A 23,375-nucleotide genomic window follows, 5' to 3' on the forward strand; every position below is an offset into this window, starting at 1 on the left:
TGAAATGAAATGGCAAATGCGTAAAATCGTATTGTTAGCAGTCATTGTTAGTTCCCTCTTTTTTAGTATGCTATTGTATTACGTTACATATCCATTTCTGTTTCAAAATAAGGCGTTCTTTCTTTCGAATTTTTGCTTGTTTCAGTTAGAAAAACATATGAAAGAATTATCGCTCATTCGTATTATAATTGCTGGATTTTTACTACTTAATGTGTTTATCGTGTGCAAAAGAATATGGCGACAATTTTTCGATACTAAAAGATTACAAAAAGTACTTATCGCCTTCGTTCGAAAAGGAAAACAAATATATATATTGCCGACTGCGGAAGTTGCGGCATTTACAATTGGATTATTTCGTCCGAAAGTTGTCGTGTCAGAAGGGATGCTTCAAACATTTTCAGATGAAGAAATGGATGCGATTATTTTTCATGAAGAATATCATCAAAACAATCGAGATCCGCTAAAATTATTTTGTTTTACGTTATTAGCAGAAGGAATGATGTACATACCGGTCTTAAAAGGCTTGTTACAGCGGTATCATACGTATCAGGAGCTAGCTGCTGATAAATATGCGATGCAAAAAATGGAGTCTTCGTTTGAGTTAGGTAGCGCGTTATTAAAATTAATTAAAATAAAGACAATGGAAAATCGATGTGTTACAGCTTCATTTGCAAAAACAGCAATCAATTTACGAATTGAGCAAGTGTTACATGAAAAAGTTGTTAAGCTTACTATTCCGTTACATACGAATTCGGTATATGTAACAGTAGGTTTATTCTGTATGTCGGTTGTACTAATTGTTGGAGAGTGCATATAGCCTCTTTTTTTTAAGAATTAACACTACTTTATGTAGTGTTTTGGGAGGAAGAAAAGTGAAGAAACTAATTGCCATTATACTGGCTGGGGCATTAATTTGGGCCGGAGTGAATTTTTATAATACAAAGAAAGAAGAAAAAGAAAGAAAAGCGAAACAAGCGGAATTACAGAAAACAGAAGTATTACCACAAGTAGGATTTAAAGCACCAGACATAACATTAAAAGGATTAGATGGGAAGCTGTATTCGTTACATGATGCAAAAGGTAAACCATATCTTATTAATTTTTGGGCATCATGGTGTGGTCCATGTGAAATGGAGGCACCTGACTTAGTTCGTATGTATGATAAATATAAAAAGGATGTTGAAATCTTTGCGGTAAATGCAACAATAGGAGATCCAGTGCAAGAAGCGAGCGCTTTTGCGGATCGTCACGGATTTAAGTTTCCTGTTTTACTAGATATGGACGGAGTAGCCGGATTAGATTATAAAGTGTTTTCTTTGCCAACGACATTTTTTGTTAATAAAGATGGAATTATCGTAGAGCAAGTACGAGGCGTACTACCTCCAGATCAATTAGAAGAGAAATTTAAGAAATTAATTGAGAGTTAAGAAGGGATTTCATAGTGATGGAGTGGATCGTGAGGTTACAACCCGTATCTCTTATAATTGGAAGTTTATTTGGATTTATGTTGATGAAACGAAAGATGAAGAACGAAAGTGTACCATATGAAAAAATGATGGATGCAGTAACAAATACTTTTCTTATCATCGTATTTGTATGGAAATTTGCACCGGCAATTTTAAATCCAGTATGGGCTATTAGGTCGCCACTGCAAGCATTATTAGCTATAGGAAGTACGAAACATATTGTAGTAGGATGCATAATTGCAAGTGTATACATTGTTTGGAAAAGTAAAAAGGGGCAATTTTCGCTTCGTACTTTACTTGATGCATTACCTATTGCGCTATGTATGAGTATTATTTTTTATTTTCTATTCCACCAAAAAGTAGGAGTACAAACGACATTGCCTTGGGGTGTGAAAGTATATGAATCTAATTTTTTATATCATCCTATATTCGTATACGAGATCATTCTGGCTCTTTGTATAGTGGGCTTGTTATGGATGAAAAATGAAAGGCTTGGAAATGGAAAGAATATAAGTGTTTTTCTAATTATTGAGGGGTTTGCTCATATTATTATTTCGCTTGTTAATGAACAGAATTCGGTTCTATTTGGTTTATCGATGCAGCAAATACTAAGTTTTTGTGTTATGAGTTTAGGGATTTTGTACGTGCCGAAAAGATAAAAATAGCCATGTGCGGAGGAATCCGCACGTGGCTATTTTTATTACATCTATTAAAAAATCGGCGGAGTAACAGAAAATAAAACAATGGCATTTTTCTCGAATTGATTTACCCATTTATGTTTTAAATAAGCGGGTATTTTTACGCTATCACCCGTTTCTAATATGTATTCTTCTTCATTTAAATGTAATGTGATTTTCCCTTCTAATACAAATGCTAATTCTTCACCTTTATGTTCTAGTACATTTTCTGATGAAGCTGTATTCGGCGGGACGGTCATAATTGCTGTTGCTAAATTTCCTGTGAAATCAGGTGATAGCATTTCATATGATAAATTATCGATAATCATTTTTTTGCGTTTATGAGAACGTACAATTAAATCGTCTGTATTTGTATCCTCAAGTAAAAAGCTAAATGTTGGAACATCAAGAGCCTTAGCGAGTACTTTTAATGTTTGGATAGAAGGGTTAGCAGATCCACGCTCTATTTGACTTAACATAGATGGTGTAATATCAGCCATCTTTGCAAGTTCTTTACTCGTTAAACCTTTTTCTTTTCTTTGTTTTTCAATTTTTTTACCAATATCTATATTTTCCATAATGAAAATCTCCTTACTAATTATTAAATTATATTTAAATAAATTAAATTAAAATTAACAAAAGTGGATAATTTATGTTAAACTATATTAAAATTAATTTAATTATAATTTATTAAATCGCAAGCTACAAGGTGATGAGGAGGAAGAGGAATGAAGGAAATAGAGAAATTAAAAGAGGAATATCCACTATTAAATAAATTGATTGAAATAGAAGAAGTGTTTTGGCTGAATCCGAACATGGAAAAGTATGAAACGGCAATAAAAGATTCGCCACTCAGTGAAGAGAATGTAAAAGATGCGGAGGAGAGGTTAAAGCGTTTTGCATCATACATTGCGAAAGTTTTTCCTGAAACGAAAGACACAGGCGGTATTATAGAATCACCTTTAGTGAAGATACCTTCTATGAAACAGTCTTTAGAGAAAAATTACGAGCAACCTATATTAGGAGAATTATTATTAAAATGTGATAGTCATCTCCCGATATCAGGATCAATTAAAGCTAGAGGCGGCATTTATGAAGTGTTGAAACACGCTGAACAATTAGCTTTGCAGCAAGGTATGTTAACAGAAGAAGATGATTATTCCATTTTAGATAGTGATACATGTAGAGAGTTTTTTGCCAAATATTCAATTGCGGTCGGTTCAACAGGGAATTTAGGGCTAAGCATTGGGATTATGAGTGCGAAACTAGGTTTTAACGTAACGGTTCATATGTCAGCAGACGCGAAACAATGGAAAAAAGATTTATTAAGAAGCAAAGGTGTAAATGTTATTGAATATGAAGCTGATTACAGTAAAGCTGTAGAAGAAGGAAGAAGGCAAGCAGATGCAGATCCTAGCTGTTATTTTGTAGATGATGAAAACTCACATGATTTATTTTTAGGATACGCAGTAGCAGCATCGCGTTTACAAAAACAATTAGAAGAGTTAGAGATTGTAGTGGATGAAGAACATCCGTTATTCGTTTATCTACCATGCGGAGTAGGGGGCGGGCCTGGCGGAGTCGCATTTGGTTTAAAGTTATTGTATAAAGACAACGTGCACTGTTTCTTTGCCGAACCTACGCATTCTCCATGTATGTTACTCGGTTTAATGACAGGACTTCATGATAAAATTGCTGTTCAAGATATCGGGATTGATAATGTAACAGACGCGGACGGACTAGCGGTAGGAAGACCATCTGGATTTGTCGGTAAAACGATGGAACCATTTTTAAGTGGAAATTACACAGTAAGTGATGAAGAGTTATATAGATTGTTGAAGGAACTAGCAGATACAGAAAATATTTATTTAGAACCTTCTGCGTTAGCCGGTATGATAGGGCCAGTGAAAGTATTCAAAGAAGATGAGTATTTACAAAAACAACAGTTAACTGTGAAGGTAAAGAAAGGTACTCATATTGTGTGGGGAACTGGTGGAAGTATGGTTCCCGAAGATGTGATGAATGGGTATTATAAAACAGGTGTGGAAGTAACGTTAAAATAAAAATGGGGCTTTTTACAGCCTCATTTTTTTCATGTGCATAAAATTCTTTGTTATTTTCGCATGAGTTCATTATAGTATAGATATAAAGAATTAATATCAAATAAATACAACAAAAAGCTTTATTTTACATAATAAGAGGATGTGTATACGATGTCATTACAGACTAAATATATAGCGGGTATTTCGCTTGGGGTTATGGGGGTAGGTTTTGCGGCTTCTATTCCTTTTCAAGGGTCGGTAGCTGGTGAGATTATTCAAGGTGGATTTGAAGCTGGGTTAGTTGGTGGACTTGCGGATTGGTTCGCAGTTACAGCATTATTCCGTCACCCGATGGGAATTCCAATTCCGCATACAGCTTTGTTACCGAAAAACCGAAAGAGAGTAACGAAAGGGCTCATCAATACGTTAGAAAATGAGTGGCTAACGAAAGAAAGCATTACGAATAAAGTAAAAGAAATGCAACTAGCACAAATGGTGCTGCAAATTGCTGAGAGAGAAATGCAGTCTGATGCTGTGAAAAAAGGGATTGTAACGATTGCGGAGAAAGCGATTGTTTCAATAGATACGGAAAAATTAGCGGTTATTATTGAAAAAGAATTAAAAACATATTTGCATACAATTAATACAAGTAACATTTTACAAGTGCTTGTTGATCAATTAGTTGTGCAAGAATATGATGAAAAGACACTTGATTACATATTAGTAAAAGTGAAAGACTGGACAGCGCAAGATGAAGCGCGTTACCAACTCGGAAGCTTAGGTATGAAGGCGATGGAAAATATAAAAGTAGATGGATTCTTGCAGTTTACTTTGAAATCATTTATGAATATTGTAGATGAAGATAAAATTGGCGGCATTTTGCAGAAGTTTATTATTAGTAATATTAACAGCTTACAAGATGCTGATAATAGCACGAGACAACTTATATTAGCGAAAATTCGTCAAGAAATTATAAATGTAAAAGAAAATGAAGCGTTGCTACAGGAATTAGAAAAATGGAAAGAAAAGTGGATTGCAAATTGGGATGGTACTGAAAAAATAAAAGAAATGCTTGAGCAAGTACAACAAAAAGCAGTTGCCTTTGTAAACAATGAAGAATTTGCGGATAAGTATGTTATTCCATTTTTACAAAAACAAATGAATAAAATAAAAGATGACGAAGTGACTGTTCAAAAAATAGAAGATTGGTTACAAAAACAAGTTGTGAAGCTTGTTGAGAATAACCATTCGAAAATCGGAAAGCTTGTGCAAGAAAATCTTGATAAGTTAGATGATAAAACGTTAATTGAAATGATTGAAAATAACGTCGGTAAAGATTTGCAATGGATCCGAGTAAACGGAGCTGTTTGCGGATTTATGATTGGCTTAGTGTTAGAGGGAATTAAAGCGATTATATGAGAAAAACCTTCCGCAATTGCGGAAGGTTTTTTTTATTTTTCAATAACGCTCATATTTAAATTGTAAGCTTTCTCAATATTTAACTTGTATGTTCCATTCCCGGTTTTAATCGAATTTTTATACCAATGTTCTTGCCCGTTTAATTCTGGATTTTCTTCTGAAGTATTCTCTTCTTTTTTTGTTATATCTTCAACTTGTTCCCAAGGTGTGCTGCCATGTGGTTCTTTTTGATTTGTTACTGCTGTTAAAAATACATCACTCTCTTTTGCAAGATGGACAGACACTCTTGAGCTTTCTTGTACAAACCAATTATTTTGTAATTGACCTGGATAAAGGGATAGTTCGTTATTTGAAGCACGAACTTCTACATTTTTATTTTGTGGAAGAACGAGTGTCGGTTTGACCTGTGGTGCGGAATTCCATAACGTATGTTGAACTGGTAATGATTTTAAAGTGATATACATCGTTTCCCCGGCTGTTTGAACGGAAAGAAAATCTTCTTGTTTTAAATTAAGTTTTTCATTATCTTTCGTCGTCATTTCATATGTTCCAAGAAGATGAATTTGATTTGTATCATTTCCCTCTATTGTTAGAGGGTGCTGTCCTGCATCCACTACAATTTTCTTTATAGATTCAGGTATATTAAGTTGTCCACTTGGAATATTACTCGTTTGGCGAGTGGTATGAATAGAATGACGAACCTCATCTAGTAATCCAGTTGATAATAAACAGTAAAAAGCAATGCCAACACTTCCTAAAACACCGATAAAGAAAATACTAAAAATATCATACTTAATAAATGATTGTTCCTTCTTAGAAATTAGAAGGTAAAGTAAAATTTCCACGCCAAGTATAATAAGTAAAACAGGCCACCATGCTGTTAAGGAATCTAATACCTCAGTACCTTTTATAACTGAAAATAGTAAGAAGCAACCTAATGCAATAATAGAAAGCCCCATTGAAAATGTTCCAACGCGCCATGTTCTCATTCTTTCGTACCACCTTTATTTTCTTTATTTCCAAGTAACAATTTAAAGCCGCCACCAATTAAGAGGAGTGCAACGATAGATGTTTGGAAATAGCGATAATACAGCTCGCTAAGATGAATGTTAAATATAGTTGCAAAGTAATCATTCAAAATAGGAAGGACTGTTTGATCTAATAAATAATAACCACCGAGTGTAATTAACCCAATACCGATCCATCTTTGATGATTGATAAAATAATCAATGATAGGTTCGTCATGTACACGTTCTTTTCCATACTTTGCAGTTTGCTGTAAAGCGTCAAAAAAGCTATAGAACCAAATGATTGGAACTAAAAATAAAAACGCAGAAAGTCTTAATAAGTCAAGTAAGTATATGGAAAGTAAAAAGGCTGCCATAAGCTGAAGACCGCGTCGCTGTAAGCCTAAATACATATGTCCTGCTCCGGGGAACATCGCTAAAATAGAAGCGAATGTTTTACTTTTCTTTCCTTGTTCACGGTGCTCTTCAAACTCTTCGAAAATCGTACGATCATCTAGTTGCTCGCCACGTTCTTTTTTCTGGAGTTGCTGAACAACATCGAAGAAATTGTAAATCCATAAAACAGGTAACGTCACGAGAAAGATAAGAAAACTTTCTTGAGATGTTAAAAGTGCAACGAAAATAATCATACTTCCGATTCCTGTGCAAGCTACTAAAAATGTAAGTCCACGTTGCATAAGTCCTAATTGAAAATGTCCAAGTCCAGGAATGATTGATAGAAGAATGATATAAAATCGTTCGCTCTCTTTAGAGGACTCTGTTAATTCTCCGGTTGCTTGTTTTTTCGATTGGTTAATAATTGTGATAACTAAATCTAGTAAGTTGACCACCCATAACACGGCTAGTAAAAATAGAGAAAGAAAAGCAAGTTCGCGCGCTATTAATTCTACTACGCAAAAAACTGCGAAAGAAAATAATAATAAAGCTCCTCCGCTGTATAAAATAAACCGTCCAAATTTCTTTAAATATAAATGTCCAAGCCCAGGAATTAGCCCTAATACAAGTGCTAAAAAGGGATTTTTATTCATGCTTTGAACCTCCGTCCTTTTTTGATGTGTCTACTGATTTGTTTACAATTTGTTGTGAGATAGAAGACTCGTTATGTTTTGAAGATTTCTCTAAATTTGATGTCGCTGTAAAAATATATTGGAATAAACCACTTACCATAAAAATAATTGTAGCCGCAGTGGCAATTATGTAGTGAATCATGGTGCGCTTTAGTGAGTTTGTTTTTATATTTTCATTAGGTTGCAGCGTTTCAAAATCAATTTGCGTCATAACTTCATTCGTAAATGAATCATCATTTATCATTGGAAGGTTTTCCTGTTGTTCATCGATACTTTCCATATAAAGTGCTAAACAATAGTCACATTCATAAAGGTGTTCTTCCATAGATTCACGTTCATTGTTCTCTATAAAATCTAGTGTATAATTGCGCCAATCTTCTTTTGAATAATGCATCATAGAAACTCTTCCTCCTTCCAATGTTTTTTAATCCATTTTCTTGCTCGATACAGTTTCATTTCGACTGTTTTCACTTCGATGTTTTCCTGTAAAGCAATTTCTTGATAGCTTTTTTCTTCTAAGTAATGTGCGAGAACGACGTCACGGTAATTTTCGGGAAGTTCTCTCAGTTTTTGAGCGATGAGTAATTTTTGCTCTTTCGTCAATAATAAAGCCTCAATATTTTGAGAGGATTTTATATTTTCCTCAGTTTCTTTACATAAGGAGAGTTCTTCGTTTTCTCTAGCTTTTTTTCTCTTATAATCAATAGCGTGATTGGTGGCAATACGTGCCATCCACGTTTTTAATCCGCGAAATTGATAATTTGGGAGAGAGGCGTGAATTTTTACGAATACTTCTTGTGTAACATCTTTCGCATCTTCTTCATGTCTTAAAATAGAAAAGATAACTTGGAAAATATAGTGACGATATGTTTGCACAAGGATACGAAAAGCATGTTCGCTTCCTTGCTGTGCTTTTTCAATTAATTGTTTTTCCTCAATGGGTCTCTCCCTCCTTTTTGACGCATTCTATTATATAGACGTAAAGAATGATAAGTCACCCTACACATGTTGTAAAAAAAGAATAATATATTTTTAGGAGGGGGGCTAGATGAAAAAAGGTGTGAAAAAATGGTAAAGAGAAGTATATAATGAGCAAGTAAGAAATGTTACGGGAAGAAAGGATGTGAATGTTAGTAGGGGAAGGTCCATACTAACAAACATGAAAATTAAAATATTAATAGCAGATGATAACTCTTTTATAAGAGAAGGCATGAAAATTATTTTAAATACATATGAAGAGTTCGAAGTAGTAGATACAGTAAATGATGGGAGAGAAGCAGTGGACTATTGCAAAAAGAACGACATTGATATCGCCCTTTTAGATGTTCGTATGCCGAACATGAATGGGGTAGAGGCGACGAAATTCATTTGTGAAGAGACGAAAACGAAGCCGCTTATTTTAACGACGTTCGATGATGATGAATATATTTTGGACGCAGTGAAGAATGGGGCGAAAGGTTATTTATTGAAAAATAATGATCCAGAGCGTATTCGTGATGCGATAAAAGGAGTATATAACGGCCAAACCGTTATGCAAGATGTAGTTCTCGATAAAATTAAGTCTAATTTAATGGAAAGTAAAGAGGAAGAATGTAAAATAGATAAAAGTCTTTTTACTGAAAGAGAGCTGAGTATTATCGCATTAATTGCAAAAGGCTTTTCGAATAAAGAAATTTCAAAGCAACTTTTCATATCAGAAGGAACAATTGCAAATTATATTACATCAGTTTTAGGGAAAACCGGACTGGAACATCGTACACAAATTGCGATTTATTACTTAACAGGGAAAGTAGATTAAAGATATGGAATTTTGGTTAATTGTAAGTAAATTAATTGTCTTTATATATATTGTGTTTAGTTACATTTATTTAAATGTAGAGAACTTACCATGGATTATACTTACTTTGCTTTTATATCTTTCTGTAAACGTGCTGATCTCTATATTTAAAACAGATACGTACAAAAACATATTAACTTGCGTATCAATTGGTCTAGTTATGTTATTTACATGGAAGATTCATTCGTTCTTTATTTTATTTTTACCATTGAACTTATATGAACTTATATTCCGTTATATAGAGAAGAAATGGAAACTCTTCATCATGATGATGATTCCTATTATATTTACAGTTGAAAGTATTCGAATGACATATGGATTAATTGTTGCATTTTCTTTTCTCGTATTAACCATGGCAGAACGGTATATATCGCGTGTATTAAAACTTGAATCACAAAATGATCAGATGCGAAAAGATATGCAGCGATTGACGAAAAGCTTACATGAAAATAAAGAGTATATAAGGCAATCAGAATACACATTTAAGTTAGAAGAGAGAAATCGACTTTCTCAAGAAATTCATGATAAAATTGGTCATTCGATGACGGGTGCGCTCATTCAAATGGAAGCAGCAAAGAGATTAATGGCGATAGATAAAGAAAAATCTGCTGAGTTATTACAAAATGCAATTCATATTTCGAAAGATGGAATTGAAAGCATTCGGATTACATTAAAAAATATGAAACCACCAACTGAGCAAATTGGTATTCATCGTATGAAATTATTCATAGAGGAATTTGCCGGTAAGCATGATGTGAATATTCCTTTCGTTTATAAAGGGAACTTAGATATGATTTCACCGATTCAGTGGAAGATTATCGGTGAAAATGTTACGGAGGCATTAACAAATGCGATGAAATATGCTGATGCGACAGTCATTTCAATCGATATTCATGTACTTAACAAGATGGTGAAAGTGCAAGTGAAGGATAATGGAAAAGGTGCAACACTTGTTAAAAAAGGTCTCGGGATTATGGGGATGGAGGAACGAACGGCGTCTGTAAATGGTAAAATTATTGTAGATGGAACAAGTGGTTTTTCAGTAACAATGTTGCTACCGATATGAGGATGAATCATCTCATATGAAAAAAGTGAATAATCTCATGTGAAAAGAATGAACTTCTGCACTGAGCAGGTTCATTCTTTTTGTTTATACTAAAAGCAGAGAAACCGAAATAGGGGTGAAACGATGAATACTTTAGAAATTAAAAATTTAACGAAAAAATTTGGTGATTTCATCGCAGTTGATAATATGTCTTTATCTATTAAAGAAGGAGAAATATTTGGCTTTTTAGGATCGAATGGTGCTGGTAAGAGTACGACAATCAACATGATTGCTGGTTTGTTAAGAAGTAATGAAGGTGAAATTAGCATACTAGGAAAAAATATAAAGAAACATAATCGATTTGCGAAGATGAATATCGGTATCGTTCCGCAAGATATTGCAATTTATGAAGAGTTAACAGCTTATGAAAATGTGAAATTCTTTGCTGGATTGTACGGATTACGAGGAGCGGAATTAAAAGCTAGGGTCGAGGAAGCTCTTCAATTTGTAGGACTTAGCGATAAACAGAAAAGCTATCCAAAGAACTTTTCTGGTGGGATGAAGCGAAGACTGAATATCGCTTGTGCAATTGCTCATAGACCGAAGTTAATTATTATGGATGAGCCGACAGTTGGAATTGATCCACAGTCAAGAAATTATATCCTGCAGTCTGTTCGGAAATTAAACGAAATGGGAAGTACGATTATTTATACGAGTCACTATATGGAAGAGGTAGAAGAGATTTGTACGAAAATAGCGATAGTAGATCACGGTAAAGTGATTGCAGAAGGAACGAAAGAGCAGTTAAAAGCGATTATTACTGATACGAAAGATATTTGGATTGAAGTGAAATCGGTAGAGAATTTAGATGTAGAAAAATTAAAAGAGATAAACGGTGTGAAAGCTGTTCAAATTGAAGAGAACGTAATTAAAGTAAATTCTGATGCAGGATTAAATAATTTAAATAAAATTGTTCAGCACTTCATCAATCATGACATTGAAATCCGTTCGTTAGAGGAGCAGGCTCCTAACTTAGAAACGGTATTCCTTACGTTGACTGGTAGAAACTTACGAGATAAATAAACGGTAAATGAAGAAAAGGTAAAGGGAGGTTCATCAATTGAACATCTTCAATATTGCAATTATGCATATGAAAAGAGATTTCAGAGACGTAAGAACTTTAGTTTTTATGTTAGCATTTCCGATTGTGCTTATGCTTGTATTAGGAACAGCATTAACAAACGCATTTAATAGTGATAGTCATTCGATTAAAGATATACAAGTGCTATATAAGGATGAAGCAAGTAGCACGTTTTCTCAAACGTTTGAAGCATTTGCGAAAGAAGTTGATAAATCGGGTATTCATTTTAAAAAAGCTTCTGAAGGTATAGATGGGAAGGAAGCGGTGAAGCAAAATAAATATGCTGCTTATGTAGAACTAAAGAAAGATGGTGCGAAATTTTACGGAAGTGACAAAAGTAGTATTGAGGGAAGTATTGTGGAAGGCATGCTAACAACATTTGTTGATAAGTACAATGTAGCAGCCGAAGTTACAAAAGTTAATCCTAGTAAGGTGAGCGCAGTTATTTCAAATGGAAATCATAATGATTATATAAAAGAAACATCTTTACAAGCTGCGAATAAACCGGGTTCTATGGATTACTATGCGGTTGTAATGACGACGATGATTGCACTGTACGCTGCGATGGGAGCAAGTTTTCTAATTCGAGGCGAACGAATACGTAAAACAGGAGATCGCCTTATTGCTGCACCTATAAGTAAGGCTGAAATCTTCATTGGGAAAGTGCTTGGTAGTCTAGTAGCAAATGCCCTGTGCATATTACTCGTTATGTTATTTAGTAAATTTGTCTTTCAAGCGAATTGGGGAGATCACCTTGGAATCATATTTCTTATTTTATTAACAGAAGTCTTTCTAGCGATTAGCTTCGGTTTAGGGATTGGATATATTACAAAAACACCTGAATCGTCTAGAGCAATTATTATGGTGGTAGTGCAATTAGCTTCTATTTTTGGCGGGGCATACTTCGTAGTAGAAGAAAATTTCGTTACGAATTTATCACCATTAACGTGGGCAAACACAGCTGTTATGAAAATTATTTATGCGAATGATGTAGGGGCAGCACTACCAGTCATTTCTTTAAATATTGGAATATCAGCACTCTTTTTATTAATTGCAATTATTGCATTACGTAGACGGGAGGGGCTATAGTATGAAAGATATTTTATGGCTCATACAAAAAACGTTATCTGTACTTTTGAAAAATAAAAAAGGGTTAATCATTATTATTAGTTTGCCAATAATCGGGACGCTCATCTCTTTTTCGATATACGGAAATGCAGGGCAAGGAACGTTAAATATCGGGATTGTAAATAAAGAAAATGAGCCGATAGCAAACGATACGATAAAGTTTTTAGAAGGATTAAATCATGTGAATGTGAGTAAGGTTAAGGAGTCTGAAGTAGAGGATAAACTCACTTCCAAAAAACTTGATGGAGTTATTACATTAGCTTCTGGTTTTTCAAAAAGTGTTCGAGAAGGGGAACCAGATCATATTGAACTTGCATCGATTAAAGGTGATCAAGTAACGGGGTTTATAAAATCATATTTATACAACTATATAGATAATGTAGCAGCTATTAGTAAAGTAGCAGGAACAGATCAAAGTGCATTTAATAGTATGTACGCAGGGTATCAAAAAAGTTCATTTAAAATGAAAACGGAGACGCTAGAAGATACATCGAAAAATAAAGATATGACAAATCAAACGATGGGTTATCTTATTATGTTTATGCTGTTTTCAGCAGTGAACTTATCAGGATTTATTTTAAAAGAAAAAGAGAATAGAACGTACTTTAGATTATTATCAACACCAATTGACGGAAAGAAATTTATATTGTCCAACGTCGCGGTAAATATGATGATATTAACATTGCAAATTGTCATTGCAGTATTATTTCTGACGAATGTTTTTCATACAAATATTAATATGCCTTTCATAGTAATGATTGGTGTGCTAATGATCTTTGCCTTAATTGCAATTGGTTTATCATTAGTTATTGTGTCGTTCTCAAAAAGTTCAGCTGCTTCAAATGCAATGCAAAATTTAGTGATAGTACCAACATGTTTGCTTGCTGGATGTTATTTCCCGTACGACATTATGCCAAAGGCGGTACAAAAAGTAGCTGATTTTCTTCCGCAGCGTTGGTTATTAGATACGATAGCAAAACTACAACAGGGAATACCGTTCTCAGAGTTGTATTTAAACATATTAATCTTATTTGCTTTTGCAATTGCATTCTTCTTAATTGCGATTTATAAATTTGGAAGAAATAATGATGCGAGGAACTTTGTTTAATATAAAAAAGGGTGTGACGTTAAGTCACATCCTTTTTTGTATGAAGCATGAAATCTAAATTTGAATGACAAAATAGAAAGGCGGAAAGAAAACGAGCGGAAGGAAATTAAAATGATTAAAAAAATATTGCGAGTTACTTCTATTATTATTGCTATTTTCATTTTTATTTTAATTTGGATGCATATTGACGTTACCTTAGGAAGGAAAATGGAAGCTGGGAAAAACATGCCGACAGAGTATGCACCTCATCATAGTGACTTTCAATTATATGTAGAAGGGAAGTCTTTTTATAAACAATTATTTACTGATATAAGAGAAGCCAAAAGCTCCATTTACACGTATTTCTTCATTTTGTCGGATGATAAAAGTAGCCATACTTTTTTAAACTTATTAAAAGAAAAGGCAAAAGAAGGAGTAAACGTCTATTTATCCGTTGATCGTATTAATGATTTATCATTTGAAAGAAAGATGATAAACGAATTGCGGGAAAGTGGTGTACATTTTACGTATAGTAGAAAACCTGAATTACCATTCGGGTTTTATTCACTTCACCATCGTAATCATCGCCGTATTACGACAATTGATGGGGAGATTGGTTATACGGGTGGTTTTAATATAGGGGATGAGTACTTAGGGAAAGATAAACACTTTGGGTACTGGCGAGACTATCATGTACGGATAAAAGGAGAAGGCGCAAAAGATTTAGAAGAACAATTTGCTTTAGATTGGAAACGAGATACGAAAGAAGAGATAAAGAGGAGTACGAATAAAGCTAGTAAAGGGAATACATTACATACTATGACGAGTTACAATGGGCATTACGTTGCTAAAAAATATATAGAGCTCATTAAACAAGCTCAGCACGCCATTGTAATTGCAACGCCGTATTTTATAGCGAAAAATAAAGAATCAATGAATGCTTTAATTGCAGCACAAAAGCGTGGTGTTACAGTAAAAATACTTTGGTCATATAAACCAGATTTACCTCTTATAAAAGAAGCGGCGTATCCATATATACGTCAAGCTGTTAATAATGGGATTACTGTATATGGGTATAAAAAAGGAATGTTCCATGGAAAATTAATGCTTATTGATAATGAATTAACCGTTATTGGCACAACAAACTTTACTTCGCGTAGCTTCAATATAAATGATGAAATGAATTTTTATATTCATGGCGGTCCTATTGTAGGGCAAGTTAATAAGGCGTTAACAGAGGATTTTCGTGATTCAAAAGAAATGAGGAAAGAATTTTTTGAGAAGTTATCTTTTTGGGAGCGTTGTAAGGAGAAATTTGCGGGATGGATTGATTTTTATTTGTGATGATAAAGGAAGAAGGGTGTCTAGAAAAGACGCCCTTTTTGATGGGAAATAATTATTTTTCATGCACAAGCAATGAAGCATCGTCATTAATTAACGTCCCCACATGCTCACCTAAACAAATTCTTTTCATTACTCCAGGCTCATCAAAGTTAAAGACGTGTGCTGGTAAATTATAATCACGGGCAAGTAGTAAAGCGGCTTGATCCATTACTTGTATGTTTTGCCTAACTATATCGTTATAGTTTAGTTTTTTGTACATTTTTGCTGCTTTATTATGTTTTGGATCACTAGTAAAGACGCCATCTACTCCTTGTTTTGCAACTAATATGGCGTCACTATTCATTTCAATGGCCCTTTGAACACTTGGGTAATCTGTCGTAACAAATGGTTGCCCGTTACCACCTCCAAAAATAACGATATACCCGTTATCTAAATGGTGGACTGCACGCAAGCGAATGTATGGTTCAGCTACAGCATTAAACGGGATGGAAGTCATAACGCGCACTTCTGTATTTGTTTTACTTGTTAAAACGCCGCGTAGCATTAAGCTGTTAATGATTGTACCTAACGTACCGATATTGTCAGCTTCTACACGATCGATTCCCCATTCTTCCGCTAGATGACCTCTAAAAATGTTCCCGCCACCGATGACGATGGATACTTCGATACCTAAATCAACAATGGATAAAATTTCGTTTGCGATATGTTCTAATCGTTTGGAGTTAAAGCTATTTCCAGTTTGATCGGCAAGTGCACCGCCGCTTAATTTAATTAAGACACGTTTATATGGCCTCATAACAATTCCCCCTATATAGATCGCAATAAAAAAGGAACAAAGGCAAATGCCTTTGTTCCTTTTTAAGAAAATGAAAAAGAAAAGAAGAAGATAGAACGAATTTTTGCACATAATTTTTCATATCATCCACTCCTTTTCATTTTGATTTGTTGTAAGTATATATCTTTTTGATTATACGAAATAATCTGATTACTTATCAAGTATATTTTATAGTTTTTTAACAAAATGGTGTCAATGAAAAAAAGAAGAAAAATATTTGAATTTTTTGTGACGAACTTGTAGGTTTTTGTATGATTTTGTAGGTTCGCTTATAAGATGTGTGAGTAGCTTTTATAAATTCAAATTGAAAGCGTTCGCATGAAGGGGATGAACATAAATGAAAAAATTCGGATTGGCAACACAAATTTTTGTCGCGCTTGTTTTAGGGATTGTAGTAGGGGCAGTCTTTTATGGCAATAAAACGGCGATTTCTTATATCACACCAATTGGGGATATATTTATTCACTTAATTAAGATGATTGTAGTACCAATTGTTATTTCAGCATTAATTGTTGCAGTAGCTGGTGTAGGAGATATGAAAAAGCTTGGGAAACTAGGCGGTAAGACAATTCTTTATTTCGAAATTATTACGACGATTGCTATTTTAATGGGATTACTTGCGGCAAATATATTCCAACCGGGTACTGGCGTTGATATGAATAACTTACAGCAAAGTGATATTTCTTCTTATAAACAAACAGCCGATGCAACCGAGAAGAAAGGTTTTGCTGATACAATTGTTCACATTGTACCAAAAAACGTATTTGAATCGATTGCACAAGGTGACTTATTACCGATTATTTTCTTCTCAGTATTATTCGGTTTAGGAGTTGCGGCAATTGGGGAAAAAGGAAAGCCTGTCTTTAACTTCTTTGAAGGTGTACTCGAAGCGATGTTTTGGGTTACAAATCAAGTTATGAAATTTGCACCATTTGGTGTATTCGCATTAATTGCGGTTACGGTTGCAAAATTTGGTGTAGCAACATTACTTCCTTTAGGAAAACTAGTGCTAGCTGTATACGTAACTGTTATACTATTCGTTGTGATTGTATTAGGTATTAATGCACGAATGGTTGGCGTAAATATTTTTACATTAATGAAAATTTTAAAAGAAGAACTAATTCTTTCATTTACGACAGCAAGTTCAGAAGCTGTTTTACCTAATATAATGAGAAAAATGGAAGAGTTCGGTTGTCCAAAGGCAGTTGCCTCTTTCGTAATTCCGACAGGTTATACATTTAACTTGACTGGATCGGCTATTTATCAAGCGTTAGCGGCATTGTTTGTTGCACAAATGTACGGTGTGCACATGTCACTGACAGAGCAAATAACGTTATTATTCGTTCTCATGTTAACATCCAAAGGTATGGCGGGAGTTCCAGGTGCATCGTTCGTTGTTGTATTAGCAACGTTAGGTTCAATGGGATTACCACTAGAAGGTATCGCGTTAATTGCGGGAATTGACCGCATTTTAGATATGATTCGCTCATCTGTCAATGTATTAGGAAATGCATTAGCGGCCATTGTTATGTCGAAGTGGGAAGGCGAATTCGATAATGAGAAAGCAAAACAATATGTAGAAACAGTCAAAGAAACAAAAGCAGCATAAGAAATCGTTAAGGAGTGAATAATCATGGCAACATTAACTGAAGTTAAAAATGGTGTTCGAATTGAAAAAGATTTTTTAGGTGAAAAAGAAGTACCAAACTATGCATACTACGGCGTACAAACAATGCGTGCAGTTGAAAACTTCCCAATTACAGGATACAAAATCCATGAAGGTTTAATTAGAGCGTTCGCAGTTGTAAAAAAAGCTGCAGCGCTTGCGAATACAGATGTAGGAAGATTGGAATTGAACAAGGGCGGCGCGATCGCAGAAGCTGCTCAAGAAATTCTTGATGGAAAATGGCATGATCATTTCATTGTAGATCCAATCCAAGGCGGAGCAGGTACTTCAATGAACATGAATGCAAATGAAGTCATTGCCAATCGTGCGCTTGAATTATTAGGGATGGAAAAGGGAGACTATCATTATATTAGTCCAAATAGTCATGTAAACATGGCACAATCAACAAACGATGCATTCCCAACGGCGATTCATATCGCAACATTAAACGCATTAGAAGGTTTATTACAAACGATGGGTTATATGCACGATGTATTTGAATTAAAAGCAGAACAGTTCGATCATGTGATTAAAATGGGTCGTACACATTTACAAGATGCTGTGCCAATTCGTCTTGGACAAGAATTTAAAGCATACTCTCGTGTACTTGAACGTGATATGAAACGAATTCAGCAATCACGTCAACACTTATATGAAGTGAACATGGGGGCAACTGCAGTTGGTACAGGTTTAAATGCAGATCCAGAATATATTGAAGCAGTTGTAAAACATTTAGCTGCAATTAGTGAACTACCACTTGTTGGTGCAGAAGACTTAGTAGATGCAACGCAAAATACGGATGCATACACAGAAGTATCAGCAGCACTTAAAGTATGTATGATGAATATGTCTAAAATTGCAAATGACCTTCGCTTAATGGCATCAGGTCCACGCGTTGGCTTAGCGGAAATTATGCTACCAGCTCGTCAACCAGGTTCATCTATTATGCCAGGAAAAGTAAATCCTGTTATGCCAGAAGTAATTAATCAAATTGCGTTCCAAGTCATTGGTAACGACCATACAATTTGCCTTGCTTCAGAAGCAGGACAATTAGAATTAAACGTTATGGAACCAGTACTTGTTTTCAACTTACTTCAATCAATTAGCATTATGAATAACGGTTTCCGTGCCTTTACAGACAATTGCTTAAAAGGAATTGAAGCGAATGAAGATCGCTTAAAAGAGTATGTTGAGAAGAGTGTAGGAATTATTACAGCCGTGAACCCTCATATCGGTTATGAAGCAGCAGCTCGCGTTGCGAAAGAAGCAATCGCGACAGGGCAATCCGTTCGAGAACTTTGTGTGAAAAATGGTGTACTGTCACAAGAAGACTTAGAATTAATTCTAGATCCATTCGAAATGACACACCCAGGGATTGCAGGAGCAACTCTTTTAAAGAAAAATTAAAAGAAGAGGGGGGACAAGCCCCTCTTTTTTGTTTACAATATAGAAATGCTATATATGAATAGAGGTAGGGATGTTATGAGCAAGTTTACAGTAGCTTCTAATGGTTCATTAGAAACGACATTAAGAGGAGTAGAAGTATTATCAACACCGCTTTTAAATAAAGGGGTCGCTTTCACGCAAGAAGAAAGAGAAGAATTAGGTTTAAAAGGGTTATTACCGCCAGCAGTTTTAACATTGGAAGAACAAGCACGCCGAGCATACGAACAATTTTGTTCTCAGCCGGATGATTTATTAAAGAATGTATACTTAACAGCGTTACATGATCGAAATGAAGTATTATTTTATCGTATTTTAACAGATCATTTACGCGAAATGTTACCAATCGTATATACACCAACTGTTGGTGTAGCGATTCAAAGATATAGTCATGAATATCGTAAACCACGAGGTGTGTATTTATCAATTAACGATCCGTCAGGTATTGAAGAAGCGTTTGCCAATATTGGTGCAACAGCAGAAAATATTGATTTAGTCGTTGTAACAGATGGAGAAGGTATATTAGGAATTGGTGACTGGGGCGTTGGTGGTATTAACATCGCAATCGGAAAATTAGCTGTTTATACAGCCGCAGTTGGGATCGATCCTAGCCGCGTATTACCGGTAATTTTAGATGTAGGTACAAATCGTGAAGAATTATTAGACAATCCATTTTATATTGGAAATCGTCATCCTCGTATAACTGGTGAAGCTTACGATGAATTTATTGATACGTTTGTACAAGCGGTAAGTAAGCAATTCCCGAAAGCACTTTTACATTGGGAAGACTTTAGTTCTAGAAATGCACGAAAAATTCTAGATAAATATCGTCATGATATTTGTACGTTTAATGATGATATTCAAGGTACAGGTGCAGTTTCACTTGCTGCTGTGCTATCGGCAGTGAAAGCTTCGGGTGTACCACTAAGTGAACACCGCGTTGTTGTGTTTGGTGCTGGTACGGCTGGAATCGGTATCGCAGATCAAGTTAGAGATGCGATGGTCCGCGTAGGCGTATCAGAAGAAGAATCATATAAGCGTTTCTGGTGTATTGATCGTAACGGATTAGTTACAGATAATATGGAAGATCTTCTTGATTTCCAAATTCCGTATGCAAGAAAAGAAGCGGAAGTAAGTGAGTGGAAACAAAATGGTGTGATCGGACTTGCTGAAGTTGTGAAACATGTGAAACCGACAATTTTAATCGGTACATCAACTGTTGCTGGTGCATTTAAAGAAGAAATTATTAAAGAAATGGCTTCTCACGTAGAAAGACCAATCATTTTACCAATGTCGAATCCGACGCCACTTGCTGAAGCAAAACCAGCCGATTTAATCGAGTGGACAGAAGGAAGAGCGTTAGTTGCAACAGGAAGTCCATTTGAACCAGTTACATATAACGGTGTAACGTATGTGATTGGACAATCAAATAATGCACTTATTTTCCCAGGTCTTGGTCTTGGAACAATTGTCGTACGTGCAAGCGTTATGACGGATGGAATGTTCGCAGCAGCAGCTGAAGCAGTTGCAAGTATGGTGGACACAAGTCAGCCAGGAGCACCTATTTTGCCAGAAGTTGAAGAATTACGTAATATCTCGGAAATGGTAGCAATTGAAGTAGCGAAAGTTGCTGTTGCAGAAGGTGTAGCTAGAGAGAACTTAAGTGATAACGATATTAAGATTGCAGTGAAAGAAGCAATCTGGGAGCCTGAGTATCGCCAAATAAAAGCGGTAGAAAAGGTTAGAATATAGAAATAAAGCCCGTTTATAATATAAGCGGGCTTTCACTTTTATTACTGAAAAAAAGAGTATAGGAAGTGGCACCTTTGAGTTGGAATCAATTATGGAAGAAAGATATATCCCTTTTAATTATATTAATGGTAGTTGTTCCGATTGCAGGAGAGCTTAATTTTCATCCTTTTAATGATACGTTTCGGGTTAGCTTTGGGACGCCGTTATTCTTCTTTTTATTACTATTTTTAAGAAGAATACCAGCAGCTGCTGCAGGTATTCTTGTCGGTATATGTGTAGTCTTATTCCGCGTATGCCTTGACTGGGTCATGCAAGGCTCATTTCATATGACAGAATCATTTTATTTGCGTTATCCTGTGTTCTTTTATTATTTTATTTATGGAAGTCTTTTTTCACTTTGTAGGGTGAATAAGTTTCATCAGAAGCCAATTGTTATTGGGTGCCTTGGAATTTCAATTGAAATTGTTGCAAGTATGTCGGAACTTGCGTTTTATCACATGTTAGTACTAGGTACAACAATAACAATTTCTGAAGTAAATAAACTCATCATTATTGCTATTTTCCGTAGCTTCTTTGCACTTGGCTTTTTAAATATGATGAATTTATATGAAACGAAATTAAAAGAATCACAAGTTCGAAAAGAAAATGAAAAAATGTTCATGCACCTTTCAAATTTATATGTAGAATCTGTTCATTTGAAAAAAACGTTACAAAATGCAGAATTAATTACACAAGAAGCGTATCAATTATATCGGAATTTACAAGCGAATGATGATTCCAGCAGTAAAACAGCATTGAAAATAGCAGGAGAAGTGCACGAAATAAAAAAGGATAATCAAAGGATTTTTGCAGGATTATCTAAACTGTTATTAGATAAAAATGTGGCTGAGTATGTAGAAGGTCATGAGCTTACAGAAATGATTGTAAGAATAAATGAAAAGTATGCTGAAATGTTAGAGAAAGATATACGTTTTTCTAAACATATAGAAGGTGAACACGCTGCATATCACGTGTATACAGTGCTATCAATTTTTAATAACTTAGTTGCGAATGCAGTTGAAGCAATTGAAGATAGAGGTCTCATTCGTATTAAGTTATATAAACGAGAAAAAAATGTAATCTTTGAAGTGATTGACGATGGCCCAGGTATCGCACAAAAGTATAAGAAATTAGTATTTAAGCCCGGGTTTACTTCAAAGTATGATCAAACAGGAACACCGTCCACAGGTATTGGACTTTCTTACATAGCTGAAATGGTAACAGAGCTCGGCGGAGAAGTAAGGTTAGAAGACAATGAAAATGGGAACGGGTGTAAGTTTATCGTTTGTTTACCGGAGTGCAGTTTAAAGCGGGAAGGGGAATAGGTTTGTTTTATTATATTGTAGATGATGATGAAGTTTTCCGTTCAATGCTTTCGCAAATTATTGAGGATGGCGATCTTGGGGAAGTAATTGGAGAATCGGAAGATGGAGCGTTTATTGAAGCGGAACAGTTAAATTATAAAAAAGTGGACATTTTATTTATTGATTTACTAATGCCGATGAGAGACGGCATTGAAACAGTTCGCCATATAGCATCTTCATTTACTGGGAAAATTGTTATGATTTCCCAAGTTGAATCGAAACAGCTCATTGGTGAGGCATATACACTTGGTGTGGAATATTATATTACAAAACCACTAAACAAAATAGAAGTAGTATCTGTTGTACGAAAAGTGATAGAACGTATTCGTTTGGAACGTTCTATATATGACATTCAAAAATCATTGAATAATGTGTTTCAGTGGGAAAAGCCACAAATGCGTAGTGAAACAGTGCAAGAAGGGAAAAAGATATCAGATTCAGGACGCTTCTTACTATCAGAACTCGGTATTGCGGGAGAGAATGGAAGTAAAGATTTACTTAGTATGCTGGAATATTTATATGGACAAGAAAAGGCGCAAACATTTGAATTTGGATTTCCTGCGTTAAAAGATATTTTCCACCAAATTACACTGAAAAAATTAGGGGAACTAGCTTCAGATGCAGATATAGAGAAGGAGAAAAAAGCATCTGAACAACGTGTAAGAAGAGCAATTTATCAATCATTAAACCATTTAGCTTCTCTTGGACTAACAGACTTTTCAAATCCGAAATTTGAAAGTTATGCTCCGAAGTTTTTTGATTTCACTGTAGTTAGAAAACGGATGACAGAAATGACAAAGGATGGGGTAGCGACTTCTGGCCATATACGAATTAATACGAAAAAATTTATTCAAGTGTTGTATTTTGAGGCGAAACGACTGATGGAGATAGAGTGAAAAGGTGCTTATAAATAAGCATCTTTTTTTGTTAAATCAACATTTTATATTTTCTCGTGAAGCATGTAAAATGTTAAGTAAGAGAAAATGGCTTTACAT

22 protein-coding genes are annotated in these 23,375 nt (G+C 34.9%); 16 read left to right on the plus strand and 6 right to left on the minus strand.

Annotated elements, in window-relative coordinates:
• The first annotated feature begins 4 nt into the window (after positions 1–4).
• Genes FH036_RS12790 through FH036_RS12800 form a run of 3 tightly spaced genes read left to right on the plus strand, consistent with a single transcriptional unit; the run spans position 5 to position 2,125 of the window.
• Positions 5–817: a M56 family metallopeptidase gene (locus FH036_RS12790; RefSeq protein ID WP_139895822.1), complete on the plus strand. Its 813-nt coding sequence runs from the start codon at positions 5–7 to the stop codon at positions 815–817.
• A 55-nt stretch (positions 818–872) separates the two neighbouring features.
• On the plus strand, positions 873–1,427 hold the full coding sequence (locus FH036_RS12795) for a TlpA family protein disulfide reductase (RefSeq protein ID WP_139895823.1): 555 nt from the start codon (positions 873–875) through the stop codon (positions 1,425–1,427).
• Between the two features lie 17 nt (positions 1,428–1,444).
• The gene (locus tag FH036_RS12800) at positions 1,445–2,125 is read left to right on the plus strand and encodes a prolipoprotein diacylglyceryl transferase family protein (protein WP_139895824.1); all 681 of its coding nucleotides are present in this window, start codon (positions 1,445–1,447) and stop codon (positions 2,123–2,125) included.
• 50 nt (positions 2,126–2,175) lie between these two features.
• Here the strand turns inward: FH036_RS12800 and FH036_RS12805 are convergent, their stop codons facing one another.
• Complete coding sequence (locus tag FH036_RS12805; RefSeq protein ID WP_000427640.1) at positions 2,176–2,721, minus strand: helix-turn-helix domain-containing protein; 546 nt, start codon at positions 2,719–2,721, stop codon at positions 2,176–2,178.
• A gap of 150 nt (positions 2,722–2,871) precedes the next feature.
• Between FH036_RS12805 and dsdA the strand changes: the two genes are divergently transcribed.
• Complete coding sequence (gene dsdA, locus FH036_RS12810) at positions 2,872–4,206, plus strand: D-serine ammonia-lyase (protein ID WP_139895825.1); 1,335 nt, start codon at positions 2,872–2,874, stop codon at positions 4,204–4,206.
• A 150-nt stretch (positions 4,207–4,356) separates the two neighbouring features.
• A complete protein-coding gene (locus FH036_RS12815; protein WP_000058286.1) occupies positions 4,357–5,604 on the plus strand; it encodes a DUF445 domain-containing protein in 1,248 nt (415 codons plus the stop codon).
• A gap of 32 nt (positions 5,605–5,636) precedes the next feature.
• On the opposite strand, the gene exsE is transcribed toward FH036_RS12815, so the two are convergent.
• Genes exsE through FH036_RS12835 form a run of 4 tightly spaced genes read right to left on the minus strand, consistent with a single transcriptional unit; the run spans position 5,637 to position 8,575 of the window.
• A complete protein-coding gene (gene exsE, locus FH036_RS12820) occupies positions 5,637–6,593 on the minus strand; it encodes an exosporium protein ExsE (RefSeq protein WP_139895826.1) in 957 nt (318 codons plus the stop codon).
• On the minus strand, positions 6,590–7,660 hold the full coding sequence (locus FH036_RS12825) for a hypothetical protein (protein ID WP_001039091.1): 1,071 nt from the start codon (positions 7,658–7,660) through the stop codon (positions 6,590–6,592). The genes exsE and FH036_RS12825 overlap by 4 nt, the downstream gene beginning before the upstream one ends.
• Positions 7,653–8,096 (minus strand): hypothetical protein, encoded by a 444-nt coding sequence (locus FH036_RS12830; RefSeq protein WP_000972338.1) that lies wholly within the window; start codon positions 8,094–8,096, stop codon positions 7,653–7,655. Before FH036_RS12830 ends, FH036_RS12825 begins: the two co-directional genes overlap by 8 nt.
• Positions 8,093–8,575: an RNA polymerase sigma factor gene (locus FH036_RS12835; protein ID WP_001195476.1), complete on the minus strand. Its 483-nt coding sequence runs from the start codon at positions 8,573–8,575 to the stop codon at positions 8,093–8,095. The genes FH036_RS12830 and FH036_RS12835 overlap by 4 nt, the downstream gene beginning before the upstream one ends.
• A gap of 283 nt (positions 8,576–8,858) precedes the next feature.
• Between FH036_RS12835 and FH036_RS12845 the strand changes: the two genes are divergently transcribed.
• The 6 genes from FH036_RS12845 to FH036_RS12870 all read left to right on the plus strand — a co-directional run bounded on the left by FH036_RS12845 (position 8,859) and on the right by FH036_RS12870 (position 15,281).
• Positions 8,859–9,497: a response regulator transcription factor gene (locus tag FH036_RS12845; RefSeq protein WP_000694113.1), complete on the plus strand. Its 639-nt coding sequence runs from the start codon at positions 8,859–8,861 to the stop codon at positions 9,495–9,497.
• Positions 9,498–9,501: 4 nt separating this feature from the next.
• A complete protein-coding gene (locus FH036_RS12850) occupies positions 9,502–10,602 on the plus strand; it encodes a sensor histidine kinase (RefSeq protein WP_000397642.1) in 1,101 nt (366 codons plus the stop codon).
• 123 nt (positions 10,603–10,725) lie between these two features.
• Positions 10,726–11,664, plus strand: a complete 939-nt coding sequence (locus FH036_RS12855; RefSeq protein ID WP_001093819.1) for an ABC transporter ATP-binding protein — start codon at positions 10,726–10,728, stop codon at positions 11,662–11,664.
• Between the two features lie 37 nt (positions 11,665–11,701).
• Positions 11,702–12,811: an ABC transporter permease gene (locus FH036_RS12860; protein WP_139895827.1), complete on the plus strand. Its 1,110-nt coding sequence runs from the start codon at positions 11,702–11,704 to the stop codon at positions 12,809–12,811.
• A 1-nt stretch (position 12,812) separates the two neighbouring features.
• Positions 12,813–13,958, plus strand: coding sequence for an ABC transporter permease (locus FH036_RS12865; protein WP_000651868.1), 1,146 nt, complete (start codon positions 12,813–12,815; stop codon positions 13,956–13,958).
• 111 nt (positions 13,959–14,069) lie between these two features.
• Entirely contained in the window at positions 14,070–15,281 is a 1,212-nt protein-coding gene (locus FH036_RS12870) for a phospholipase D-like domain-containing protein (RefSeq protein WP_139895828.1), read from the plus strand.
• A gap of 52 nt (positions 15,282–15,333) precedes the next feature.
• On the opposite strand, the gene pyrH is transcribed toward FH036_RS12870, so the two are convergent.
• On the minus strand, positions 15,334–16,077 hold the full coding sequence (gene pyrH / locus FH036_RS12875; protein WP_044790506.1) for a UMP kinase: 744 nt from the start codon (positions 16,075–16,077) through the stop codon (positions 15,334–15,336).
• Between the two features lie 376 nt (positions 16,078–16,453).
• Here pyrH and FH036_RS12880 point away from each other — a divergent pair, with 376 nt between their 5' ends.
• From FH036_RS12880 to FH036_RS12900, 5 genes are all read left to right on the plus strand, one after another.
• Positions 16,454–17,725 (plus strand): cation:dicarboxylate symporter family transporter, encoded by a 1,272-nt coding sequence (locus FH036_RS12880; protein WP_000713288.1) that lies wholly within the window; start codon positions 16,454–16,456, stop codon positions 17,723–17,725.
• Between the two features lie 24 nt (positions 17,726–17,749).
• The gene (aspA, locus tag FH036_RS12885) at positions 17,750–19,189 is read left to right on the plus strand and encodes an aspartate ammonia-lyase (RefSeq protein ID WP_000224205.1); all 1,440 of its coding nucleotides are present in this window, start codon (positions 17,750–17,752) and stop codon (positions 19,187–19,189) included.
• Positions 19,190–19,264: 75 nt separating this feature from the next.
• Positions 19,265–20,977 (plus strand): oxaloacetate-decarboxylating malate dehydrogenase, encoded by a 1,713-nt coding sequence (malS, locus tag FH036_RS12890; protein WP_014481628.1) that lies wholly within the window; start codon positions 19,265–19,267, stop codon positions 20,975–20,977.
• 65 nt (positions 20,978–21,042) lie between these two features.
• Complete coding sequence (locus tag FH036_RS12895; protein WP_080776371.1) at positions 21,043–22,341, plus strand: sensor histidine kinase; 1,299 nt, start codon at positions 21,043–21,045, stop codon at positions 22,339–22,341.
• 2 nt (positions 22,342–22,343) lie between these two features.
• Positions 22,344–23,276, plus strand: a complete 933-nt coding sequence (locus FH036_RS12900; RefSeq protein WP_139895829.1) for a response regulator — start codon at positions 22,344–22,346, stop codon at positions 23,274–23,276.
• Positions 23,277–23,375 lie beyond the last annotated feature (99 nt).

This window comes from Bacillus sp. CD3-5, assembly GCF_006349665.1.
Taxonomy (GTDB): domain Bacteria; phylum Bacillota; class Bacilli; order Bacillales; family Bacillaceae_G; genus Bacillus_A; species Bacillus_A paranthracis.